The sequence below is a fragment of the Fervidicoccaceae archaeon genome (assembly GCA_038734945.1).
Classification (GTDB): Archaea; Thermoproteota; Thermoprotei_A; order Sulfolobales; family Fervidicoccaceae; genus ARK-14.
Window position 1 is genome coordinate 224,279 of record JAVYOA010000002.1, and the last position, 22,272, is coordinate 246,550.

General features: G+C 45.8%; 25 protein-coding genes and 1 tRNA gene. 4 read left to right on the forward strand and 22 right to left on the reverse strand.

What is annotated here, in order from left to right:
• Nucleotides 1–47: 47 nt before the first annotated feature.
• From QXR92_02475 to QXR92_02540, 14 genes are all read right to left on the reverse strand, one after another.
• Nucleotides 48–1,046, reverse strand: coding sequence for a polyprenyl synthetase family protein (locus QXR92_02475; GenBank protein MEM0318875.1), 999 nt, complete (start codon nt 1,044–1,046; stop codon nt 48–50).
• Entirely contained in the window at nt 1,039–2,175 is a 1,137-nt protein-coding gene (gene fni, locus QXR92_02480) for a type 2 isopentenyl-diphosphate Delta-isomerase (protein ID MEM0318876.1), read from the reverse strand. Before fni ends, QXR92_02475 begins: the two co-directional genes overlap by 8 nt.
• A gap of 77 nt (nt 2,176–2,252) precedes the next feature.
• Nucleotides 2,253–3,044, reverse strand: coding sequence for an isopentenyl phosphate kinase (locus QXR92_02485; protein MEM0318877.1), 792 nt, complete (start codon nt 3,042–3,044; stop codon nt 2,253–2,255).
• Nucleotides 3,041–3,808, reverse strand: a complete 768-nt coding sequence (locus tag QXR92_02490; protein MEM0318878.1) for a hypothetical protein — start codon at nt 3,806–3,808, stop codon at nt 3,041–3,043. Before QXR92_02490 ends, QXR92_02485 begins: the two co-directional genes overlap by 4 nt.
• A 5-nt stretch (nt 3,809–3,813) precedes the next feature.
• On the reverse strand, nt 3,814–4,680 hold the full coding sequence (gene amrB / locus QXR92_02495) for an AmmeMemoRadiSam system protein B (protein ID MEM0318879.1): 867 nt from the start codon (nt 4,678–4,680) through the stop codon (nt 3,814–3,816).
• Nucleotides 4,677–5,339 carry a 30S ribosomal protein S2 gene (gene rpsB / locus QXR92_02500; protein ID MEM0318880.1) on the reverse strand — a complete coding sequence of 221 codons (663 nt, stop codon included), beginning with the start codon at nt 5,337–5,339 and terminating at the stop codon, nt 4,677–4,679. Before rpsB ends, amrB begins: the two co-directional genes overlap by 4 nt.
• On the reverse strand, nt 5,336–5,536 hold the full coding sequence (locus tag QXR92_02505; GenBank protein ID MEM0318881.1) for a DNA-directed RNA polymerase subunit N: 201 nt from the start codon (nt 5,534–5,536) through the stop codon (nt 5,336–5,338). The genes rpsB and QXR92_02505 overlap by 4 nt, the downstream gene beginning before the upstream one ends.
• 6 nt (nt 5,537–5,542) lie before the next feature.
• Nucleotides 5,543–5,944: a 30S ribosomal protein S9 gene (locus QXR92_02510; GenBank protein ID MEM0318882.1), complete on the reverse strand. Its 402-nt coding sequence runs from the start codon at nt 5,942–5,944 to the stop codon at nt 5,543–5,545.
• Nucleotides 5,941–6,390, reverse strand: a complete 450-nt coding sequence (locus QXR92_02515; GenBank protein MEM0318883.1) for a 50S ribosomal protein L13 — start codon at nt 6,388–6,390, stop codon at nt 5,941–5,943. The genes QXR92_02510 and QXR92_02515 overlap by 4 nt, the downstream gene beginning before the upstream one ends.
• Before the next feature lie 14 nt (nt 6,391–6,404).
• Nucleotides 6,405–6,782, reverse strand: coding sequence for a 50S ribosomal protein L18e (locus QXR92_02520; protein ID MEM0318884.1), 378 nt, complete (start codon nt 6,780–6,782; stop codon nt 6,405–6,407).
• Nucleotides 6,782–7,621 carry a DNA-directed RNA polymerase subunit D gene (locus tag QXR92_02525; protein ID MEM0318885.1) on the reverse strand — a complete coding sequence of 280 codons (840 nt, stop codon included), beginning with the start codon at nt 7,619–7,621 and terminating at the stop codon, nt 6,782–6,784. The genes QXR92_02520 and QXR92_02525 overlap by 1 nt, the downstream gene beginning before the upstream one ends.
• Before the next feature lie 24 nt (nt 7,622–7,645).
• Nucleotides 7,646–8,047, reverse strand: coding sequence for a 30S ribosomal protein S11 (locus QXR92_02530; protein ID MEM0318886.1), 402 nt, complete (start codon nt 8,045–8,047; stop codon nt 7,646–7,648).
• Between the two features lie 5 nt (nt 8,048–8,052).
• The gene (locus QXR92_02535) at nt 8,053–8,559 is read right to left on the reverse strand and encodes a 30S ribosomal protein S4 (protein MEM0318887.1); all 507 of its coding nucleotides are present in this window, start codon (nt 8,557–8,559) and stop codon (nt 8,053–8,055) included.
• Between the two features lie 5 nt (nt 8,560–8,564).
• Nucleotides 8,565–9,050 carry a 30S ribosomal protein S13 gene (locus QXR92_02540; GenBank protein ID MEM0318888.1) on the reverse strand — a complete coding sequence of 162 codons (486 nt, stop codon included), beginning with the start codon at nt 9,048–9,050 and terminating at the stop codon, nt 8,565–8,567.
• Nucleotides 9,051–9,231: 181 nt separating this feature from the next.
• On the opposite strand from QXR92_02540, the gene QXR92_02545 reads away from it, so the two are divergent.
• Nucleotides 9,232–10,605 (forward strand): MATE family efflux transporter, encoded by a 1,374-nt coding sequence (locus QXR92_02545; GenBank protein MEM0318889.1) that lies wholly within the window; start codon nt 9,232–9,234, stop codon nt 10,603–10,605.
• A gap of 8 nt (nt 10,606–10,613) precedes the next feature.
• Here the strand turns inward: QXR92_02545 and QXR92_02550 are convergent, their stop codons facing one another.
• Nucleotides 10,614–11,717, reverse strand: coding sequence for a M42 family metallopeptidase (locus QXR92_02550; GenBank protein MEM0318890.1), 1,104 nt, complete (start codon nt 11,715–11,717; stop codon nt 10,614–10,616).
• 81 nt (nt 11,718–11,798) lie between these two features.
• On the opposite strand from QXR92_02550, the gene QXR92_02555 reads away from it, so the two are divergent.
• A tRNA-Ser gene (locus tag QXR92_02555) sits at nt 11,799–11,884 on the forward strand.
• 112 nt (nt 11,885–11,996) lie between these two features.
• Here QXR92_02555 and QXR92_02560 read toward each other — a convergent pair.
• From QXR92_02560 to QXR92_02580, 5 genes are all read right to left on the reverse strand, one after another.
• Nucleotides 11,997–12,755, reverse strand: a complete 759-nt coding sequence (locus QXR92_02560; GenBank protein ID MEM0318891.1) for a mechanosensitive ion channel family protein — start codon at nt 12,753–12,755, stop codon at nt 11,997–11,999.
• A complete protein-coding gene (locus tag QXR92_02565) occupies nt 12,752–13,411 on the reverse strand; it encodes a haloacid dehalogenase-like hydrolase (protein MEM0318892.1) in 660 nt (219 codons plus the stop codon). The genes QXR92_02560 and QXR92_02565 overlap by 4 nt, the downstream gene beginning before the upstream one ends.
• A 4-nt stretch (nt 13,412–13,415) precedes the next feature.
• Nucleotides 13,416–14,096, reverse strand: coding sequence for an NAD(P)-binding protein (locus QXR92_02570; GenBank protein MEM0318893.1), 681 nt, complete (start codon nt 14,094–14,096; stop codon nt 13,416–13,418).
• Entirely contained in the window at nt 14,093–14,824 is a 732-nt protein-coding gene (locus QXR92_02575; protein ID MEM0318894.1) for a glycosyltransferase, read from the reverse strand. The genes QXR92_02570 and QXR92_02575 overlap by 4 nt, the downstream gene beginning before the upstream one ends.
• 84 nt (nt 14,825–14,908) lie before the next feature.
• Complete coding sequence (locus tag QXR92_02580; protein ID MEM0318895.1) at nt 14,909–18,337, reverse strand: hypothetical protein; 3,429 nt, start codon at nt 18,335–18,337, stop codon at nt 14,909–14,911.
• 1,100 nt (nt 18,338–19,437) lie between these two features.
• Between QXR92_02580 and QXR92_02585 the strand changes: the two genes are divergently transcribed.
• Complete coding sequence (locus QXR92_02585; protein ID MEM0318896.1) at nt 19,438–20,019, forward strand: hypothetical protein; 582 nt, start codon at nt 19,438–19,440, stop codon at nt 20,017–20,019.
• Nucleotides 20,012–20,512: a hypothetical protein gene (locus QXR92_02590; protein ID MEM0318897.1), complete on the forward strand. Its 501-nt coding sequence runs from the start codon at nt 20,012–20,014 to the stop codon at nt 20,510–20,512. Before QXR92_02585 ends, QXR92_02590 begins: the two co-directional genes overlap by 8 nt.
• Here QXR92_02590 and QXR92_02595 read toward each other — a convergent pair.
• The gene (locus QXR92_02595) at nt 20,484–21,503 is read right to left on the reverse strand and encodes an isochorismatase family protein (protein ID MEM0318898.1); all 1,020 of its coding nucleotides are present in this window, start codon (nt 21,501–21,503) and stop codon (nt 20,484–20,486) included. The genes QXR92_02590 and QXR92_02595 overlap by 29 nt on opposite strands.
• A gap of 10 nt (nt 21,504–21,513) precedes the next feature.
• Nucleotides 21,514–22,239, reverse strand: coding sequence for an SDR family oxidoreductase (locus tag QXR92_02600; GenBank protein MEM0318899.1), 726 nt, complete (start codon nt 22,237–22,239; stop codon nt 21,514–21,516).
• Nucleotides 22,240–22,272: the final 33 nt, after the last annotated feature.

Sequence of the window (22,272 nt, forward strand, 5' to 3'; positions counted from 1 at the left end):
CTGCCAATTTCAGTTCATACAGCTTCAATGAAGTATTTTGGAAATAATCATTTTCTCCTCTTAATGACAAGATACGCTATGTCCCTAAGGAGAACTAGATAATCATCTTCAGCAAATCCCTTCAAGCTTTCCAGATTTCTCAGCGCCTCCTCAACAAGCCCTTCAGCTTTCCTCCTTGCATACTCGAGAACACCGAGCTTCTCCATGATCTCAGCAGCTTCTCTATACTTTTCTCTTTCCAGATCCTTTTTTCCAAGGACATTCTCGATTGTTCTCCTATCATCACCGCTTGCCAGCTCGAGTGCCCTCAGAACGAGAAGAGTCTTCTTCCCTTCCCTCAGATCGCTATAAACAGGCTTTCCTGTCTCCTCCTCTTTTCCATAGATTCCCAGTATATCATCTACTATCTGGAAGGCCAAACCGAGATTCTTTCCGAACTCTGATATCTTCTTCAGCTCCCTCTCTTCTGCTCTCCCCAGAACCGCTCCTATATATGTTGATGCCTCAATTAGGGCAGCGGTTTTTTTGTATATCATTTCCATGTACTGCTCCTCACTCACTCGATCGATTTTCTCGAACATCATATCAAGAGCCTGCCCCTCAGCAACAGTTATGGATGCCCATGCTAGCTTTCTTGAGGCTTCAATGCATCTGTAGTTGCTCAATCTCTGTGTGCAATAAGAGAGGGGAACATGGAGGCTAAGGGAGAAAAGAAGATCTCCAGCCAAAATTGCCACTGGAACACCGTAAAGCTTGTGAACTGTCGGAACACCCCTTCTATATTCATCGTTGTCCATTATATCGTCGTGAATTAGAGTGAAATTGTGAAATAGCTCAACTCCAGTAGCAAAGGGTAGCAAATTCTCCTCGCTTGCCCCAAAGGCAAGACCGCTAGCAAAAACTAGGGCTGGTCTGAGCCTCTTCCCTCCTGCTCTAAATATATGAAAGGAGGCACTGTAGAGCTCCTCTGGATCCCCTTTTATGCTGAGAGCGGTGTCATTGACCATTTTTGCTACTTTATTGAAGAATTCTCCAAGCTCAATCAAGCTTCTTTCCCTCCATTTTATGTTTTTTTCCAATGAAATTAACATTTTCATTGTAGCTCCTTGAAGAAACGGATATCTCCCTCTGTGAAAGCCAGGAAAGTATTTTTGGTCCAAGAACTACTGGCACTTTCTTCAAATCGTCAATGCTCCTTGCTCCAACCAAGAACATAACTCTCTTCAGAAGATAGATATAGCCAGACACGAGGTCCCTGAGCTCCTTATCGGAGAAAGCAACTGCTTTCAATGCTGGGAGGGCAAATCCTGCAAGGTCAGCGCCAAGAGCCAGCGATTTTGCAACATCCAGGCCGCTCCTTATCCCTCCGCTGGCTATTATAAAAAGATCTTCCGAAACGCTCCTCGCCTCTAGTATTGAGATTGCTGTGGGTATACCCCAGGAAGCAATCTCCTGAATTCCCGGAATTTCGATCCTTTCTCCTTTCTTCTTTCTTCTGATTATCTCGACCTTTACCCAATTTGTTCCTCCAGCTCCCGAGATGTCGAAGATCTTTACTCCAGCTCCAGCCAGCATGCTGACAGTCTCCCTTGACATTCCACTCCCAGTTTCCTTAACTATTATGGGCACTTGAAGAGAATCTACGACCTTTTCTATTTTCTCCAATATTCCCCTTAGGTCTGTGTCTCCCTCGCTCTGAAAGACCTCCTGAGCAGGATTCAGGTGAATAGCGAGAGCATCGGCCTCTATCATTTCAACTGCTCTTTCAGCTATTTCCACAGCTCTATTTCCAAGCTGCTGAGCGCCTATGTTTGCTATGACTGGTACGCTCCTTGCCTCCTCCCTCACAACCTTGTAGGTCCATGCAAGCTCCGAATTTTCCAGGGCAGCCCTCTGGCTTCCCACTCCAATAGCTATCTTGAGTTCTTCAGCTATTCTTGCTAGGTTCCTGTTTATTTCTCCAGCAGCATGATGCCCTCCAGTCATTCCTGTTATCATGAGTGGAGAGCTTAGGCGCTTTCCGAGGAATGATGTTGAGGTGTCCACTTCATGAAGGCTCATCTCTGGTAGGGATCTGTGTATGAGATTCACTTCTCCAAAGAGGGTATCTCCTGCTTCAACATCATCCGAGAGAGCGATGATTATATGATCCAATTTCCTCTCAGCAGTGCCCATACAATCACCATTTCTCGCAACATATAGCGCTTTAGTTGTTAAATTTAAATGTTTTTATGAAGTTCACTGGAAAGCTCTCATATTATCCTTGTACCCCTCACATCAGCTCCAAGAAGTGCTCCCAGCACTCTTTCCTCAATTCTTCCATTGATTATAAGGACTTCTGGTCTTTGAGATAGAGATGAGAGATAGCTGTAGATCTTCATAATTTTCCCCAACAGCCCGCTAGTCACATCAACTGTTCCGTTACTCGTGAAGCTTATTTCACTGATGATTTTGGGTATGTCCTCGGCTCTAATTGTCTCAATCAAGGTTAAAGGGTTCGAAGGATTTCTCATAACGCCATCCACATCTGTAGCAAAAATTATCCTATCGGCTCCGATTCTGCTTCCCATCATGAGAGCCAGATCATCGCCTGATATGATCTTGGGTTCGCATCCCCTTTCTCCAAGCACAACATCTCCAAATGTAACTGGCAGCAATCCTGCATCAGCAGCCTCATAGAGAGGCTCGAGGGAACAGTTGAACCTTGATTCTCTGCAGGAGTAAAGGCACATGCTGTGGGGAGGATAGGTGACTGCTCTGAGCCCAGCTCTTAGCAAATGGGTCATCACAATGCTGTTGAGATTCATCATGGCAGAGGAAATGCCTGGAACGGAAGTTGGGTGAAGCTTCCCATGCTTATCGATCTCGCTCTTGGCAGCTACATGCCCAAAGGATCCACCTCCGTGGACAACTAAAATTAAAGCACCTTTATCTTGAGCCTCTTTCATCCTTCTCGCCAGAGATTGAATGATTTCCTCTCTTGCTGTGTATGCCTTGGCCTTATCAGTTATCAGGCTTCCTCCAAGCTTAAGAACAACTTTCATTTTTTTCTGCCACCCCCTATTCTGTAGAAGCACAGGGCTGATGGAGTGTCAAAAGAGTAAACCCCTTGTCTCATCGTTGGAACGCCATACATATAATGAAAAAGGGAATTTATGCCCCTCTCTGAAAGATTCCTCTTCTCCTCATTTTCCTCCAGGATTGATTCATAGTGATCAAAAAGGAAAAGGGAGTTCATTTTGGCTATGAGATCCGCCATCCTCTGCTCCAAAACAGGGGCATTTCCAATTCTCAACCTTTTCTTTGGGTAAACATCAATGGGAGGAGTGCTTATTTCCCTCAACTCAGAGGCTGAAAAGAGAAGAGATATCTTCTTCCTCGTGGCAATGGAAAGAGATTTACCAAGATTCCTGAAAAAGCCCAAACGCTCAGATAGGATCCCCTCAACTATCTCGTCCTTATCCTCATCCGAAAAGCTCTCCTCATAGTACTGTGAGGTTAGATCTATCAGCTTGAGAAGAGAGGAGACAAGCATTGATGGGATGAAGCAGCTGTGCTCCGTCTCCACATATACCCTGAGGAGAAAGGAATCGGGAAGGGCTTCCTTCACGATAACGTTCATGGCATTTCTCAGCTGGCGAAGCGCTTCTCTACAAATTTTCCCCTCTATTTTTACTGCCCTCTTTCCAGATCTCGAAATATTCAGTTCCACTGCGAAAAATGCTGAAGTTTTGTATATGAGGATGTGAGGATCCCTATCGGGGACTGGAACAAATAGAGGCAGATATAGGCTTTCCAAACTTTTCATCAATATCACTTTCTAAGGGAAAAGCGAGCAGAGAGATACCCAACCACTGCATCCCTCTCTCCTGTCACATCCCCGGATGTTGCATATTTGAGTAGCTCCGCTCTGCCACCGAGGATTCTTGAGAGGTGCATTAGAACCATAACCCCACCAGGACCACACATTGAGACATCGTTCTTCACAATATGCTCGAAGAACTTTCTAGTATCTCCTTGTGCTATCTTCTCGAATGTTTCCAGATCTTTTTTCATGACAAGATCGTGGGGTTCGTAGTGCGACATATCTGTGCTAGCAATGAATATAGCGTCTCTGCCAAGCTTCTTTACTCCCTCCAGCAGCTCCTCAGCAAGGGCCTCAGCAGTCCTCGGAGACTGCTCCTTCATGGCAATAGGAAGGATCCTTGGCGCTTCACTATAGATGAACTGAATGAAGGGGAGCTGTACCTCAATGCTATGCTCGTAGAGATGGGCGCTGAACTCTGGCAGAGCTACCCTGGAGTTGGCTATCATGTAATCCCTCAGCTCAACATCTACTTCAACCCTTCCAAGAGGTGTCCTCCAGTACTTCCATGGAGCAAGTGATACGCTGGGACCTAAGCCTGTGTGGTTTGGACCTATTATGATTATGGTCTGCGGCTTCTTCTCCCTTGAAAGAGATAGGTACGTGTGGGCTGCCACAGGACCAGAATAAAGATATCCAGCATGAGGCGAAATATATCCTATTGATGCTCTCTCAGTTCCAGCAACCTTCTCTGGAAGATTGCCTGGACCTATAGGATGAAGAAATGCCCTCCTTATCTGCTCTTCAAGCGAGCTTCTCCTCAGCTCATAGAATGTTCCAGCAGCTACGGGTTCCCGCTCTGGCTCAACTGTCAAGCCTTTCCACCAATTTTTGTTTCGAAGGCATCGGGCGACTCAGGAAGATCTGCATTTGGAAGCAGCTCTCCCCTCTCTCTCAGAACCTGACGCGTCAGAATCCAATAGAGAAGGGCAAGGCTCCTTCTTCCCTTGTTGTTGGCAGGAATTACGAGATCTATTCCCTCTATCCTGTTATCAGTATCGCTGAAAGCTACTACAGGAATTCCTATTCTGAAGGCCTCTGTTATAATCTGCTGATCCGCCCTAGGATCTGTTACAAGAACCAGCTCTGGTTCCATGTAGTACTCCAAATGCGGGTTGGTGAGGATCCCTGGGATGATTCTGCCAGTTATGCTCTTTGCCCTTGTGTACTGAGAAAACTTCTTGACGGATTGATGCCCGTACTGCCTAACGCTGACTGCTACTACCTTTTCTGGCTCGTATCTAGCTATCATCTTGGAGGCAACTCTCAGCCTCTCATCTATCTTCCTCACATCCAGCACATAGAGACCATCTGGTCTTATTCTGTAGACGAACTCCCTTATTGCCTTGTTGCAGACATACGTTCCTATATGCACTCCCGCTGCAAGGTACTGATCAATTGGTACTAGAAGCTCGAGAGCATGGGACTCTATTTCACTCTTCATCTTGCTTTCTTCATTTGACAATGGAATCACCTCATGGGCTTGAACTTTATCACTTGATCTATCAACTCAACATGTGAGATGAGGGTTCTTCTGCAGCAATACCTCGTAACTCCCAGATCATCGAGCACCTTGTCTGGGTCTTCTCCATTCTCAACCCTCTGCTTGAATGGCTCCCAAAGATGCCCTATGGGCTTTCCGCATGTATAGCATCTCACCGGAATAATCAAAATTCATCACCTGTAGGACTTCTGCCACCTTCTTCTGGCGCTGTACCTCATGTACTTTTCTGGCTCGGTCTGTCTCGGATCCCCAGCAAGCATTACCCTGTCATACTCGAGAAATATTCGTTTCAGCTGCTCGCTCTCAAAGAACTTCACAAGACCTCGGGATATAGCAGTCCTCACAGCATCAGCCTGAGCCATTACTCCTCCTCCATTAACTCTAACAACAATATCAACCTTTCCCCTGAGCTCACTTCCAAGAAGCATTATTGGCTCCATAACTTTGTTTCTGAAAAGCTCTATTGGATGCAGCTCAAGAGGAATTTCGTTTATGTAAACCCTTCCCTTTCCTTCCTTTATTAGAGCTCTAGCAACCGCAGTCTTTCTCTTTGCTGCTGAAAGGACAAACTTCATGCTTTTACACCCCATCCTAGAGCTCTTGCGAGCTCACCAACAGTTATTCGCTTGGATTTCAGCTTTGAGGAATCTGCCTCCTCTAGCCTCAAGAAATTCCTTCCCTCCAGCTCTTTGGGAATGCCTATATAAACTTTCAGGTTCTTATATGCTTCCTTCCCTCTTGGCTTATTTGGAAGCATGCCCTTCACTGTCCTCTTTACTATACCAGATGGAGTTCTTGGCCTCCTCATTCCCTGCTTTTCGGGATTTCTGAAGGTCCTCACCTTCCATAGGTTTCTGTATCCCTCAACAACCCTCTTCATGTCGCCGCTCAGAACAGCCTTTTCAGCATTGACTACTGTAACCTTCTTTCCCTGAAGCAGCATCTTTGCTATTGTGGAGGCCATTCTCCCCAATATTAAGCCTGAAGCGTCTATGAAAACTTCCTCTTCCTTTGCCTGCATGCCTATCACCATTGCTACTTGATTATTTTGATCCTTGATCCTTTCAACTGCGAAGCAATTTCCTGTGAGCTAGCAGTTTCTCCAAGTAAAAGGATTCTGCATCCTGCACTGTTCAATTTCTCAAATGCTTTCTGCGAAAAGCTCTCAGCAATAACAGTAATTTTCTTCTCAATCTTACCAGCACCGAGGACTTTTCCAGGAACAATAATTACCTCTCCACTGCTTGAATACCTGTTTATCTTAGACAGATTAACTGCAATTCTCCTTCTCCTTGGAGAGCTGAGGAGCTCTGCAACTCTCTCCCATAGGCTTTGACCTGTTTTAGCAGAGAGGCCTCTCAGTCCTCTTATAACCTTTCTCCTGTGTAAGTTCGTTGTTCCCGTCCTGCTCATTATGCCTCACTCTCTATTTTGTTCAGTATATCCTCAAACTGCTTCAGCTTCTCCCTCAGTACCGAGAGGGAGAGCCTAATAATTGTCTGAGGGGAAAGGGATCCTGTTGACTCCAGCCTTAGAATCCTCTCATTATCAAGATAATTAACCTTAATGCATCCCCTGCATTCCTTCTCCTCGCAGAATCTCAGAATGCTTGTATTCGAAAAATTTTCAATCTTTATTTCCCCCTTCTTTTTCCTCGAGATCTCCTCCGCGAGTTCTTGACTGAAGCTTGATATGCACTTTAGGCAGGCTGTGCTATCCTGGCAGTAGGATAAATCATATTCTACCAGGGGAATAGATAGGAGGAGTGAAAGCGAGACTGGACTCCACTTTATGTGCTCCTTCCCTCTTCCTAGCCTTAGCTCGAGCTCTACTGCTATCTTCTGCCCTTTTCCAAGAACTATTATGGGGATCTCAGGTATGGCTGGATAGACTTGGGGATCCTCGAGCCTTATGTCCCTTGCATAAACTACCTTTTTTTCGCTGTCCTGATTTGAGACCTCGAGATAAGCCCTTGTATAGCATCCCTCGCACTGAGGGCACTCCATGCATTTCTCCGGTGAGCCATACTTCTCTATTGCCTCCTCGCTGTGGAATGGAATCATCGCTAATCTGTGAGCAAGCACCTCGTCATGGAGAATTGAGTTATTCTCCAGAACCAGCACGCTGTCGACAGCCATTGTCGGGACCTCCTCTATCATCAGCCTTCGCACAGCTGAGAGCAGCTCAGTCGGAGCTCCCACCACTCTTAGCTCAGCAGTTTCTCCCTTTACTGAAACGCTCTTGATTTCCATAGACATGACCTTTTGAATGCTCTCTTAGACTCTCCTTCCTCTTCTTCCTCCAGGTCTCCTTGTGGAGTCGTGCGGTATGGGAGTAACGTCCTCTATTCTCCCTATTATGAAGCCAGATCTTGCCAAAGCCCTTATTGCTGCCTGCGCTCCAGGTCCTGGAGTTTTAAGTCCATGTCCTCCGGGTGCTCTAACCTTTATGTGAATCGCCGTTATGCCTCTCTCCATAGCCAACTGTGCAGCTCTTGAGGAGCTTATCATTGCTGCATATGGAGAGGGCTTCTCCCTGTCAGCCTTAACAACCATGCCGCCTGAAACTCTTGAGGCAGTCTCTGCTCCAGAGAGATCGGTAATATGAACTATTGTGTTGTTCAAGCTTGAGTAGATATGTGCTATACCCCACTTTAGCTCTCTAGAAGAAAGCGCCATTGCTCTCACCTCGCCTCCTCAAGCATCTTTCTGAACGGACTTCCGGGAAGTATCTCGACAAGATCCTCCTCAGCCCTGCTTACCAAGTATCCGGGACTTGTAACCCTCCTACCTGCAATTCCAATGTGACCATGAACTATGAGCTGTCTAGCCTGATATGGAGTTCTTGCCAAACCCTTCTGATATACTATTGTCTGAAGTCTCCTGTTGAGGATCTGCTCAACTGAAATTGAAAGGAGATCATCCAGCGTTGACCTCTCTCCAACTATTCCCAGAGCCACAAGCCTTCTTATGAGCCCCTCTTCCTCAGCCTTTCTTGCAGATTCAGGCAGTGCCTGAAGCTGCCTTGCCCTGTGCCTGATCTTCCTGGCCATTGTCTGGGCTATCCATATTTCCCTCTTGTTTCTCAGGCCATATTTGCCCATGATTCTCATTTCTGTTTCAAGTCTTGCCTTATCCCAGGGATGCCCAGGACCACTCCACTTTTTCCTGAGCTTTCTCGGATCGCCCACTCAGATCACCCCTGCCCTCCAGGCTGCTGCTTCTTGCCCTTCTTTGAAACTCCCACCGTCACTCCGAGCCTTCCAGTTGTATGGGTTCTCTGTCCTCTAACCTTTAGGCCCAGAGCATGCCTAATTCCCCTCCAGCTCTTGATCTTCTTCTCCCTCTCTATGTCCTGCTTAACCCTGAATATTAGCTCTGAGCCAATCAGATGGAAATCCTCCCCAGTCTCTATGTCCTTTCTCCTGTTGAACATCCAGGAAGGAAGGAGCTTTTCTTCGTGAATGCTCGAAATGGCTCTTTCTATTCGCTCTATTTCCTCATCGCTCAAGAAGCCAGTCCTCTTCTCTGGATCTATGTTCAGCCTCCTGAGGAGAGTGAAAGCAGTTGTATAGCCTATGCCCTTAATTCCAGCAAGGCCGTAGGCTAGCTTCTTCCTTCCATCAAGATCCGTGCCAGCTACCCTGACTATGTAGCGGAATCCCTCCTGTTCTGCAGACATGTGAAATCTACGCTCCTGTGAATTCTTTATACATAACCATCAGCTTGAGTATGCGCTTAAGTTATATGGAGTAAAGGGTTTTTATATTTGATTTTTGCTGCTATCAACATTTATTTAACCTTTCCATAAAAATCAAAAAAGATCTTTTTTTCCTCATAACAAAAAAGCAGCTGAGAAAGCAATGTCTGGGAAGAAGCTAAGAGTGAGCAAAGAGGAAGTGCTGAAGGGAAGCATATACAAAACAATGATTAAGCTTGGAATACCTCTTGCGCTCTCGGAAATGGTTCAGGTACTCTATGATTTGGCAAACGTATTCTGGCTTGGAAGGCTTGGAAAGGAGGCAGTTGCAGCTCCATCTGCATCCTGGCCTCTCATCTCCACTTTCATGGCTGCAATGAGTGGATTGCTCGCTTCGGGAATTTCGCTTGTTTCTCAGTACAAGGGGGCTGATGATGTGGAGGGAATGAAGAAGAGCGTTGGGCAGGTATACTTCTTGGGGATAGCTGCCAGCATTGTCGCGAGCATCCTAGGCCTTCTCAGCATTCCGCATTTACTCAGAGCAATAGGAATACCTGATGACACTTTTCCCTATGCCCTCTCATACTCTAGAATATTCTTCATAAGTACCATATTCATTTCGCTCTGGGAGAGCTTCAGAGCAGTTGTATCGGCAAGCGGCAATACAGTACTTCCAATGAAGCTGAATGCCTTCGGTATAGCCATGAATGCTTTGCTGGATCCCTTTCTAATATTGGGCCTCGGGCCTTTTCCAGCTTTAGGAGTAGAGGGAGCAGCAATTTCAACGCTGATCTCCAGATTCATTGTCTCAATAGTGTCGCTCAGGATAATAACAGGAGGATCAATTGGTGTGAGGCTTGAGAGGAAATATATGAGGCCGGACAAGCAGATGCTGAAGCTAATGCTCAAGATCGGTGCTCCTCTATCTCTCTCCTGGCTCATGGACGGGCTTGGATTCACCGTGCTCACCTCTATAATAAGCATGGAGGGCAGCACTGCCCTAGCAGGATGGGGAGTTGGGGATAGGCCAATGAACCTTCTTCACTTTGCAGTGATAGGTTTCATAGGAGCCACGAGCATAATGGTTGGACAGAGCCTTGGAGCAGGGCTTCCAGATAGGGCTAGAGAAATAGCAAAAAAGGCTCTAGTCATTGTCTCAATAGTAGGTTTGCTGGGAGGAATCGCATTTGCAGCTTTTGGAAGATCGATAGCTCTCTCCTTCATAGATGATCCCGATGTTGTTGAAGCTGCAGCAGAGTTCTTCCTATATATGGGGCTCACGATAGTTTTCTTCGAGATAATACAGCTGATGGGGGCCGTAGCACAAGGCAGCGGACACACCAGGTTCATGATATTCATAAGCTTAGTCAGAATATGGCTTATAAGAAATCTCCTAGCTTATTTGCTCGGACCTGGCCCCATTGGGATGGGAATTAGGGGAATATGGATAGGAATGTCCCTGAGCAATGTGATTTCCGGAATATTTGCTCTAGCCTGGATAGTAAAAGGAAATTGGTGGAGAGCAGTAATAAAGTGAAAGATCTTTTACTTGAGAACTTTCTCTCTGATCTCATCGATCCATTGAGAAGATAGGGACTCGTAGAATGCCTTCAGCAGCTCAACCGAGTTGTGGAGATCTCTCAGATCCAGCAATTCTACCTGGCTGTGAATGTACCTTGTTGGTATGCTTATCGTCCCAGCAGGAACTCCCTCCTTGTTGAGCTGAATAGCTGAGGAGTCAGTTGTTCCTCCCGTGAGAACCTCTGCCTGGTAGGGGATCCCCCTGCTTTTAGCAACAGATATGAGCCTCTCAAGAATTTTTGGATGCGTGAGAAGGCCAGAACCGCTTCTTCCATCAACAATTTTTATTGCAGGACCCTGCCCTATCTTCGCAACAGCCTCATGCTCCTCGACATCTGGAACATCGTTGGCAGTTGTTGTATCGAGTGCAATGGCTATGTGTGGAGATATCTGGAAGGCGCTCGTTTTTGCTCCCTTCAAGCCAACCTCCTCCTGAACCGTGGCTACGAAGTAGAGAGTAACTTCCTTAGGCTCAGACTCTATGAATGCCTTTAGAGCAGCAACAAGGCCAACCCTGTCATCTAGAGCCTTCCCAGTCACTCTGTACTCTGTGAGAGATACAAGCTCCTGGTCAAATATAATCCTGGAGCCCTTCTCAACTCCAAGAGATAGAGCCTCATCCCTGGAAGAAGCCCCAATGTCTATGAAGAGCTTGTTCATCTCAATGACCTTCTTCTCCTCCTCTGGAGTTATCAGATGAGGAGGCTTAACTCCTATGACACCTTTTATCCATTTCCCGCTGCTTGTCCTCACCCTTACTCTGCTGCCTGGGAGCACCCTCTCATTCCATCCCCCTATTGGAGAGAATCTCAGAAAGCCCTTATCATCAATGTGCTTCACTATCAAGCTTATTTCATCCATGTGAGCAGCTATCATCAGCTTCCTGTCCGATTCACCTCTCTTCAGAGCTATAACGTTTCCCATGGAATCAATCCAGAGCTTGTCGGAGCTATCCCTCAAATCCTCTATCAGAATGCTTCTTACCTCGTCTTCAAGGCCGCTTGGGCCATTTGCATCTGCATATTTCTTTAGGAGAGAGAAGTATTCACTATAGTTAAACTGTTTCATCCAAATCATCCTCGCTCTATTTGATTTTTTCGGGTAGATTAAATTTTTATTCTTATTTCGTGAAATCATCCACAGAGAAATGCCGGGGTGCCCGAGCGGACTAAGGGGCTGGCCTTGAGAGCCAGTTCCCCATTGGGGGAGCGCGGGTTCAAATCCCGCCCCCGGCGCCTAGACTCCTCGTGAACCTTGCGATTTCTTCCAAGGAGCCAATAAACTTGTCTCTAGGCTGACCTCCTCCCCGCCCTAAGGGGCGAGGCTTTCGGGATTGTAAAAAGCTATTCACTGGGAAGGTATTGTGGTTCTTGCCTCTGGATAGATCTCCAGGACTTTTCTAACTATTTCCTCCTGTATTAATGGAAGCTTGGATGCGTTTACAAGCTCCAAAACAACATCGAAAGCATACTCGTTTTTCCCGGCCCTCATGAGTATCTCCGGATCTGATGCCAGCTCCGGCCTTACGAGAGATGCTATCTCCCTAAGCCTATCTATAACTTCCACTGGATTCCTGCTCTGTGGAAGGAGAAAGGAAATGATATGAATCGATCCTATGTGCGTAGTTCTGTTAACTATTATTGAGGATGCAAGCTTTGTATTAGGAATAAATATTCTTTCCCTCTTTGCGCTCTCCAGAACTATTCCAGATTCTTTTTCCTCTATGACCCTGCCATACTGTCCATCAACCTCTATCCAATCTCCCAACTTGATCAATCCAGTTCCCCTCACAGCATACTGCGCTCCCCAGTTTCTCAGAGAATCGGAGAATGCTATTATGAGAGCGAGCCCAACAAGAAGGAGAAGGGTGGTTAGTATAGATGCCTCAGGAGATATGATTGCAATTGCGATTAGAGCTGCAACAAGATATATGATATACCTGATTACATCCTCTATCTCCTTCCTCACTCTCCTATCCATGGATCCAGCAACCCTGTCAAGTATGCGGGATATGTACTTGGTAAGGAAGTATATTGCTAATACGAAGGCTCCTGCGGCGAGCAGCCTCAGGAGGAGGAGAACAACAGGGCTTTCAAGCAGGCTCAAGACTTTGCACCTCCATTCAAAATATTCTCCAAATATGCATGAGCACTGCATAGATCGCTGGAAATATGTGTTGCATACCTCTCCAGTCCATTGGGGATGTTCCCCCTGTCTATGAGAATGAATATATCGGTCTCGAAGTGCATGCAGAGGTCTGGAAGGGAGTCACCTATACCTATGCTGGGCTCCCTTTTCATTTTTCTTGAAACCTCCCTCTTGCAAACGGGACATCTAATGCACCAGGGGGTTTCTATTATGTTGCTTCTGAGCAATACTCTTCCAGTTATCTTATTACTTTCATCGACATCCAGTATGGGGGCATGTATTTTAACTCTATTGAGAAAGCCCATATTTGATAGTATCGCCTCAGCCACCTGCCTGTATGATAGCGTAACAATATTTACCTCAAAGCCCCTCTTTATGAAAGATTCGATGATTTCCTTTGAGCAAGGGCTCATCCTCGTCTTTCTTGCTGCACTTAGCACATCATCCATTCTTCTTCCAGCTAGAATTGAAGCTATCTTTCTTGACTTCTCCTCTTCAGGTATAGGGAGCTTTAGAATCTCCAGAGTCCTTCCCATCAGACCTAGCTCCCTATCTATGACCTGTATGCTCCTCTCCTCAGTCAATGTCATGTCGAGATCGATGAACACGCTCATTTTCCTATCCCCTCGCTCCTTTCAGAATATCCATGAGCTTCTTGAGAATCTCTCCGGATCTGCTCTTCTTGACAGCTATCTCCACAATGTCCCCCCTCACTATCTCTCTGATATCCTTCTCTCTACCGTCGCTTAGGGAAAAAGCAGCTATGCTCTTCACACCATCCATCTTCGGGATCTTCTCAAATATTGAATCGATTAGGGAAATTGAGTTCACAGGTCTCAGTACTATGAAGTTCATGCTCATGCTTCTAGGGAGAACAAGCTCAGTTGGCCTATCGATTGAGAGAAGGGCTTTTACCTCATTCACAACTGAATCGACTGGGCTGAGAACAAAATCTGATCCGCTGCTGTACAAAAGCTCAACATTCATAGGATTATTTGCAAGAGCTATAACGAGGGGGACTGAGTAGTGCTTTTTTGCCCTCTCAACAATGCTGGCATTTAGCGCATCAGAGTCGGTCAGCGAGAAGAGGGTATCCGCAATTCTTATTCCAGCATTTTCCAGTGTAAGGCTTTCAGTCAAAGGGCCGTGGACTGCTCTTCCAGAAACTAGCTTGCTCATCACCTCAGCAACCTCAGGTGAGCGCTCAACAGTGTAGATGATTCCGCTGGGGTCAGACTCTCTTATTGCCTTCAGAATGAACATAGAGAAGTGAGTGGATCCTATTACAATGTGCCTCAAGGAATCTCAGCCTCCACAGCTTTCATCTTCATCTCAGAAAGCATTCTCTCTTCTTCCATCCTCGACAGCTTTCCATCCTTCACAGCTCTTCTGAGTATTGTTTCAGCTACCTCATACGCCATTTCAGTTAGCATCGGAAGGGGCTTCATATCGTGATCCTTGTAGCCAAGATGCCTCTCAACAATCCTGAATCCGCTTCTGAATATATCTATTACTATTCCTATGTCAACACCCCAGCCAAGCTCCCAATCAACTGAGGAGAAGGCATCTCTAGTTCCCGCAATTTCTCCGCTGAGAGGCTGAGAGAGCTTTGCGAGCTCTGGATAGAACATCCTGAGAAGGGGCTTAGCTACAAGTTCTGTCACCCTACCTGATGCCCTCTCGAAGGTTCCCTTAACGAAGTCCGCCTCCCCCCTTCTGAGGGGATCTATGAGCTTCTCAATGAATTCAACAGAGAGATTCTTGATGTCTGCATCAAGGAAAGCAATTATGTCTCCCTTCGAGAAGTAGAAGCCATCCCTCATGGCAACGCCCTTTCCAGGATATCTCAGAAGGCTCTGATAGACTACCCTAGCTCTATTTCTCCTAGCTATCTCTGGAGTGCCATCAGTGCTCATTCCATCTACAACTATTACTTCTCTAACTCCCTGAACCTTTCTAGCTATCTTTATCGAGCGAGAAATGAACCTGGCTTCATCCTTAGCTGGAAAAACTATGGAGATGTCCATCTTCAATCCTGAATATTCTGGATAGAAGAAGAAATTAAAAGTTTAGGAAAAAAAGTTATGATATAGTTTTATAAATTAATTCTTTTACTTTGAGGGGGCAGCTGTAGTTGCAAGAGATTTCTTGAGGGTGCTGTAGACAACGAACGTTATGGCTATTGCAACGAGCACTAATATCAGGGTTATTATGCTGACATACAGAGCATTGCTGGCATTGCTGGAGGCACTTGCTGCTGCTGATGAAGCGTTGGCTGCTGCGCTTGAAGCGCTCTGTGCTGCACTCACAGCACTATCGATCTTGGAGCTCAGAGCATTGACTGCAGAAGCTGCAGTGCTTGCTGAGTTCGCTGCGTTCTGTGCATTGGTTGCTGCGCTCTGTGCTGCGCTGACAGCTGTGTCGATCTTTGAGCTCATGCTGCTAACCTGCGTTGATATAGTGCTTAGCTGGGATGCCAAGTTATTCACAGCAGTATTAATTGTTCCGACCTGCGTGCTTATCTGATTGACTGTTGCTGCCATTGAGTTGAGGCTGTTCTGAAGTCCTGAAACAGCTGTTCCCACATTGCTTATAGCGCTATTTAGGCTCTGAACTGCTGAGTTGAGGTTATTCTGCAGCGTTGTGAGCTGAGATGAGACTGAGCTTATTGCGCTGCTGAGGCTGCTTGCTGCACTGTTAACTGCATTAGTTATGTTGCTCACTGCTGCATTGACATCCATCACAGTGGCAAGCTTTGTGAGGTTGTTGATTACATAGACGTAGCCTGGATCTGTTGAGTTTATAGTCGTTCCAAGGGCATAGGCGAAGGATATAGCATAGGCTCCTGGCTCAAGCACTGGGATATAGAGTCCCAGTGTGCTTGTGAATGGACTGACGAGCAGACCATTAGCATTAGCGCTCCATCTCTCAACGTTTGTGGTTAGGGCCATCACTGCATCGGTTCCATTGAACAGCACTGACAGTATTGAGACTCCTGGAGTGAATCCTGTTCCTATCACTCTGACTATTCCAGGTCCTACTAGGACTGGAGCAGCGTTTGTGTTGAGATCAAGCAGCAATAGCTTTGGAACAACATTCACTGGAGAGTTGTAGAATGCTGTTGTGTTGAAGAACTGCAGTGTTAGGGTTCCGAAGGATGCTCCAGTAGCTGTAATACTGTATGAACCCTGAGGAACGGTTGGAACCACGAAAGTGGCAGAAGCTGCACCTGTACTGTCAGCAGTTGCTGTTGCTATTGGTATTGAGCCGAAGTATATTGTAACTGTTTCACCTGGGTTAAGTCCGTTGAGGAACACGCTTATCTGATCTCCAACGTAGTCACATCCACCATTGTACACAGCACACTGATCGCAGAACTTCAAGCCTGTGTACTGCCCGCATGGACAGACTGTTAGCGTGGCATTGTTGTATCCAGCATAAGCATTTGGAACAGTCTTTGGCAATCCTGTGAGCGGGTTGACTATCTCAAAGTATCCTTTTGATCCAATTATGATGGCAGCTGAGTACTCATATCCCCATGCATCCCTTCCCCATATGTAGTGAGCTCCGAATGGTATGTTTGTGCTTGGAAGAGTTACCGTAAATGTTAAGTTGCCATCCTTTCCGAGCGTTACTGTTGCAAGTATTACTGTCCTATCAAGTGAAACTGTTAGTGTGTTCTTCCCGCTGTATCCCCATGCTGCTCCTGGACCGTATCCATATGCTGTAATTGTCAGTGTGCTTCCTGGAAGTGCCGATGTTGGAGTTACTATGAGAATTGGCCTCACTAGATAGTAGGTGTTGGGGAATGGAAGATATGTCATTCCTGTTGGTGTCATCGTGACGGTGAGCTGATCATTGTAGGTTGTTGCATTTAGAGGAACTGTTACGGATACGCTTATTGACCATGAGATGCCAGCATCTGTGAATGAGGGGATTGAGGCTGATGCTGCTCCATTGCTGAACGTCAGAGTGCCTGTAAAGGTCTTCACTGTACCAGTATCAGTGTTGTTATATGTTACTGTGTAGGTGCTGTTTGTTGGAACAAATGAAAATGCATCGAGCTCCATCTGTATGAGGTTGGTGTAGTTGTAGAATATTACCTGGTAGAGGAAAGTGCCTGTAGCTGAACCTGTTGCGTTAGTTATACCCGTACTCGTTACATTGAACAGTAGAGCAGACACATTGGCATTTATGCTACTATCCCAAGTTGTGTTTACTGCCTGGGAGAAGATCTGAACCGTTGGGGATGCTGAGAGGTTGTAGAGAGCAAACATTACTGCTGTAGCATTGTACAACATACCGGTTATTTCGTATGTATATCCTCCGCTCGTGAAGTCGATTTTCAGTGTCTCAGTCTTTGTGTAGGACTGCGCTGCCGTCTGCTTCTGATATGCCCAGCTACCTGCTATGTTGAAAGTTGCTGTGACAGTTGCGTGTGTTCCCACATCGTTGTATATGGTTGATGAGGATATCGTTAGAGTGTCAGTACCGAATTGAACGTTTGAATGTGAGGCCGTCTCGGTCTTAGATATTGGAGTCTCAACCACGTTAAGCGTGTATAGCCCTGCAGTCATGTTTGTTGGGAATACGTTATATAAGTTGCTAAATGTCCAGTATCCTGTGTTGTCAGTTTGTTTGGGAGAGCTCAGTGTTGTGAAGTCGAAGTAGTAGAAGACATTTGTGAAGTTGGTGTTTGTGAAGTTCACTCCTGCTATGTTTACATTTGGATCAAAGCTGTATCCTGTGAGAGTTATGCTAGTTAGGTCAGAATCAATTCCGTTACCGTTGTTCGGAGTGATTAGTAGGACAGGAAGTATTGTAATTGTCCCTGGTTTTGCATAATCGGTATAATTTAAACCAGCTACATTATAGAAAGTGACGCTATATGTTCCTCTTGGTATTCCAGTTGTTGAATTGAGGCCTGAGTTTGGACCTGAAAGAATCAACGTTGTAGTATTTGTACCATCAGTTTTAACGGTTAGAGGTGTGGAGAAGACATATTGCCATGTAGAGGGCCCTGTAAATAATAGACTGTAGATTATTGAAGAAGGGGTGGCTCCATATATGTTAACTGTAGCATTTATTGGATTTCCATTCTGATCAACAACAGCTGTCTGAATTGGTGTGATAACTATCTTTGGATACACTTTTAGGGATGTAGAAGTATTTGTGAAGGGTCCTGTTAGGAGTATGTAAACTGCTGGTGGACTTGTTAAATTAGGCAATGATAGGGGTAGGGTCAGAGTTATTGTGTAAGTTCCTGTTGTAGGGGCATTGAACGTCTGAGATGCCCACACGGTTTTCCCAGCAGTATCGTTAGCTAACTCAACTGTGTAGCCTCCAGCTAAATTGACTTGAATTGTTACTGTTATTGGCTCTCCAGGATATGCGTTTCCATCTGAAGCTGTTCCTGTAGCGCTTACTATTGTCGCTCCTCCTGTTGTTTGTGCTGTAGCAGTAGGTATGGTTAATGCTCCCACCAACAGAATTGGTAGGAGTGCAAGTACTATTAGCTCAATTTTTTCCGTATATTTCATGACACGGATTTACCTCCGTCGTTTTCAAATAATAGTTGAGAAGGGTATTTAAGAAGTGTGTGTTTTTTTGTATACAAAAAGGAAATAGCAAAGAAAAAATGCTTTCAATTGAGAAAATAGCATTTTGTCCCCTAGCCTCTGTGTGCCTAGAGAGAAGCCTAGGAGGCAACAAAGTTTATTTGAGGACTTGGTCCTACTCCTGAATGTACAGCTAACTGGAGAACAATCGTCATGACTTCGGTGAGAATGCCTCTTTTGAGCTAGAAAAAATAATCGTGCAGGTTGAGAAAAAGATCAACGAAGCTCTATCGAGTAATGAGAAGATCGAATATCTATCATTCGTTTCAGATGGAGAGCCTATACGCAATAATAATCTTGGAAAGTTTTTCTGAAAAGCTTTGGGATCCCAATAGCATTCTATTGAATTCTTTCTTCGTCTGAAAAAGATGGAAAAGGATGATGAGAAGAGCAGTTCTTGTTTCTCTCGTAATAGATGCAATTAGAGAAGAGTTTTAAGAAGAATAAGTAGACCGCACAGAGATCTAAGCCTGAATGCCATACTAAAAAGGATATAACAGGATCCTTCTCACTGAAACAATGCTGATAGAATGGAATTGAGCATAAAATGGGTTTGAGAGAATATTAGAGCTCCTCAGCAATCTGAGAAGTCATTATGGTGCCCACATAGCTGTTCCTACGAGACATTATGGAGAAAGGTGGTTATGGCTCAAAAGGAGAAATTGAGAAATAAACATATCAATCTCTCGTAGAAGATGGGAAGAGGGGATCTAGCTTCAAATAGGCTATAATAGAATGTTTTTGATTGTTGATGAGAAGAATATGTTCTGAACATAGTATCGTTTCATCTAATGAGGAAAGAAGCTTTGGTGGAGTCCTAAAAAAGGTAAATGCTGAGTGGAGTTGTTGAAGATCTCCTGACAAAGAGAGAATGTGGAAACGAATATTTTGGGAAAGAAATAATGCTTGGAAGAATATCGAAAGCCAATTCTAACCTACAAATCTTTAAAACTTATTATAAAATATCTTCAAAATAAAGTTTTTAGTCTAATGCTGTGTAAAGTATCAAGAAGCTGGTTGTCATGTCAGATAGGGAGAGGAAGAGAAGATTTCTCGCTATCTCCGAGGATGTTATAGTGGAAGCAATGAACGTTGGAGAGAGAGTTGGAATTCCGTTCACCGCACTTATAGAGAACATATTGAGCGATGTTCTGAGAATAATGAAGTACAAGCCAGAGATATCAAGCGCAATAGCATATGCAGATTCGATGGACGATATTCTCAGACTCGGAGGTGTCGTCCTACCTTGGGAAGTGGTTAAAAAGGTCATAGAGAACATGAGCGAAGAGGAAAGGAAGGAGATGATGGATGAGCTCTACAGAATGTCCTCCTGGTACGCAGAGCTTGCCAAGGTCAAAAGGGGTTCCTCCCTCCTCGAGCTCAAGAACACAATATCGATATGGATCCCCTCGGCTAATCTGGACATAGCAGAGGAGGACGGAAGCTACAAAATAATTGTTTCATTTAGAGACTCGCAGTCCTCGCTTCTGGACTTCGCTGAGAGAATAGTTGAGGGACTTCTAAAGGGCTATGGTCTCAAGATGATTGGGAAGGAAAGAAAGTCATCTCTTCTAGTATTCAAGGTGACTGGTTTCTATGAGTAGAAGCAGAAGAACTGTAGCTGTGGAGAAGGAGCTCGTTGAGGAGCTCTCCAGGTATGCAAGGGAGAGGGGGATGAGCCTGGCTAATTACATAAGATCAATATTTTCCTCAGCAATTCATGCTGAGAGGGTTGGCTTCTATCCTCCCAATCTTGTTAAAGAGGCCCTTGGATATGAAATGCTCAGGAGGCTCGGCTTCATATTGGTACCCCCCTCTCTGCTTGAAGGTAGATCAATCGATGAGCTAGATGGGTTTGGTTCCAGTGTTGGAAGGGCCCTGCTCGAGCTGACTCCTGAGGCGAAGGACATATTTGAGAGCTATGCCCTCAGCTTGAAAATTGCTTTTCCAAAGGGGAACTCAATTCTCCTACCTCCATTGAAGGGATCAGCAGCAAGGCTCAGAGCTCTGCTGATTGGAATGGCGAAGGGACTGGGATTCAGGGTAGAGGAGGATGGGGAGATCGCTGTCATATATCTTGATGGCTCTTCTCGCTGATGATGCTCAGTGCCTCTGATGCTGTAACAATTTCAGCTCCATATAGGGACTTCATCATCTGGAGGCCTCTGCTCTGCCCCTCCTCGCTTATTGCCTCCACCAGCTCTCTTGGAACAATGATCCTGTAGCCTCTGTAGAAGGCATCAGCAGCAGTGTGCAATACGCATATATCGGTGCTTATTCCAGTGAGGATCAGAGAATCGACTCCTAGCTCCCTCAGCAGAAGATCGAGATCTGTCATGAAGAATGCGCTGTACCTCCTCTTGTAGACAATGAAGTCCCCATTTTTTGGTTTAAGCTGATCAACTATCTCTGCCCCCTCGCTTCCCCTCATAGCATGCTCTCCCCATACTATCAGCTCACGATCGATGCTTGGAATGTGGGAGTCCACGGCATATATTATGGGGACTCCAAGGCTCCTGGCATTTTCCAAGAACTGGGCTAGGGGATCCACTATCTTGAGAGCCCTTTGGCTTCCGAGCTTTCCTGTGACGAAGTCCTTCAGCATGTCGATGACAAGAACAGCTGTCCTCCCCTTCCGCTTCTCCTCATACAGCGATACTTTCTCTATGTTTCTTTTTTCCCCTTCCTCTGGCTCCCCCACCGATGTCCATGCCTTCAGTATTTCCCTCGCAAGTATATCTGTTACAAGCCTTCCACTCATCGCGAGAACATTAGCATCATTCCAGAGCCTGGCTCCTCTGGCTGTTTCCGGGTCATTGCAGAGGGCAGCTCTTACCCCCCTCACTTTATTTGCCATTATGGATACTCCTGTTCCCGTATAGCATATAACTACTCCCCAATCAACCCTTCCTGAGGATACTAGCTCTCCAACCTCCCTTCCAACATCGGGCCATGGCTCCCCCCTGCCTGTTTTGAGGGAACCTACTTCAACTACATCGAAGCCATTTGATCTGAGAAAATCAACTGCAGCTCTGGCTGCAGCATAGAGATCATCGGATCCAACAGCAACTCTTCTTCCAAGGGGCAATTTGCGCACCTCAATCGGCGGGAATGCTCAATCCTCCATCCATTATCAAATTTGATCCGGTGAATCTTGGAGATGATTTGCTCAGCAGAAAGGCAACAGCCTCTCCAACATCCCATGAGGGTCTTGGCTCAGCAGATCCCAGCTTGATCTCCAGATCCTCTGGTGATGAGGGATCATGCGATGTTGGTCCTGGGGAAACGCTGTTTACCCTAACGCCATATTTCAACATCTCCTTGGCCAGCCTCTTCACCAGCCACAGCTGCGCACCCTTGGTAGCTGCATAAGCTGCGTTTCCCGCAACTATTGTGGAGGGGGAAGCTGCTATAACAACTATGCTCCCCTTTCTTTCCCTGAGATCCTTCAGCAGCTCCTTAACCGAGATGAATAGTCCCCTGATGTGAAGGAAATACGCCTTGTCCAGCGTATTTAATTCAAGGCTATCCAGCTCCTCGAGAGAGAAAAAACCTCCCGCATTGTAGACGAGAGCATCTATTCCAAGTAGAGCATTCCTAGCCTCCCTAAGTGAACTGACAAGGGATCTCTCATCCATAGCATCTGTTCCAATGGCTATGCACTTCACCTTCAATTCCTCTGCCTCCCTGCAAATTTCGTTTAGTCTATCCATGCTTCTTGAGAGGAGAGCCAGATTCCAGCCTCTTGAGGCGAGGGAAAGAGCTATTGACCTTCCCATTCCAGTTCCCACGCCTATTATTACTGCATTTCCTCTTCTTTCCATGCACCACACCACCTCTTCATTTTGCTGATATGC

Coding starts and splice junctions, on each gene's coding strand:
- QXR92_02545 (MEM0318889.1), top strand. CDS start 9,232: ATGTCTGGGAAGAAGCTAAGAGTGAGCAAAGAGGAAGTGCTGAAGGGA.
- QXR92_02485 (MEM0318877.1), bottom strand. CDS start 3,044: ATGAAAGTTGTTCTTAAGCTTGGAGGAAGCCTGATAACTGATAAGGCC.
- QXR92_02550 (MEM0318890.1), bottom strand. CDS start 11,717: ATGAAACAGTTTAACTATAGTGAATACTTCTCTCTCCTAAAGAAATAT.
- fni (MEM0318876.1), bottom strand. CDS start 2,175: ATGGGCACTGCTGAGAGGAAATTGGATCATATAATCATCGCTCTCTCG.
- QXR92_02575 (MEM0318894.1), bottom strand. CDS start 14,824: ATGGACATCTCCATAGTTTTTCCAGCTAAGGATGAAGCCAGGTTCATT.
- QXR92_02580 (MEM0318895.1), bottom strand. CDS start 18,337: ATGAAATATACGGAAAAAATTGAGCTAATAGTACTTGCACTCCTACCA.
- QXR92_02525 (MEM0318885.1), bottom strand. CDS start 7,621: ATGGAAATCAAGAGCGTTTCAGTAAAGGGAGAAACTGCTGAGCTAAGA.
- QXR92_02590 (MEM0318897.1), top strand. CDS start 20,012: ATGAGTAGAAGCAGAAGAACTGTAGCTGTGGAGAAGGAGCTCGTTGAG.
- QXR92_02540 (MEM0318888.1), bottom strand. CDS start 9,050: ATGTCTGCAGAACAGGAGGGATTCCGCTACATAGTCAGGGTAGCTGGC.
- QXR92_02520 (MEM0318884.1), bottom strand. CDS start 6,782: ATGAGCAGGACGGGAACAACGAACTTACACAGGAGAAAGGTTATAAGA.
- QXR92_02510 (MEM0318882.1), bottom strand. CDS start 5,944: ATGAAGTTTGTCCTTTCAGCAGCAAAGAGAAAGACTGCGGTTGCTAGA.
- QXR92_02600 (MEM0318899.1), bottom strand. CDS start 22,239: ATGGAAAGAAGAGGAAATGCAGTAATAATAGGCGTGGGAACTGGAATG.
- QXR92_02585 (MEM0318896.1), top strand. CDS start 19,438: ATGTCAGATAGGGAGAGGAAGAGAAGATTTCTCGCTATCTCCGAGGAT.
- QXR92_02490 (MEM0318878.1), bottom strand. CDS start 3,808: ATGAAAAGTTTGGAAAGCCTATATCTGCCTCTATTTGTTCCAGTCCCC.
- QXR92_02530 (MEM0318886.1), bottom strand. CDS start 8,047: ATGGCGCTTTCTTCTAGAGAGCTAAAGTGGGGTATAGCACATATCTAC.
- QXR92_02515 (MEM0318883.1), bottom strand. CDS start 6,390: ATGCAGGCAAAGGAAGAGGAAGTTTTCATAGACGCTTCAGGCTTAATA.
- QXR92_02565 (MEM0318892.1), bottom strand. CDS start 13,411: ATGAGCGTGTTCATCGATCTCGACATGACATTGACTGAGGAGAGGAGC.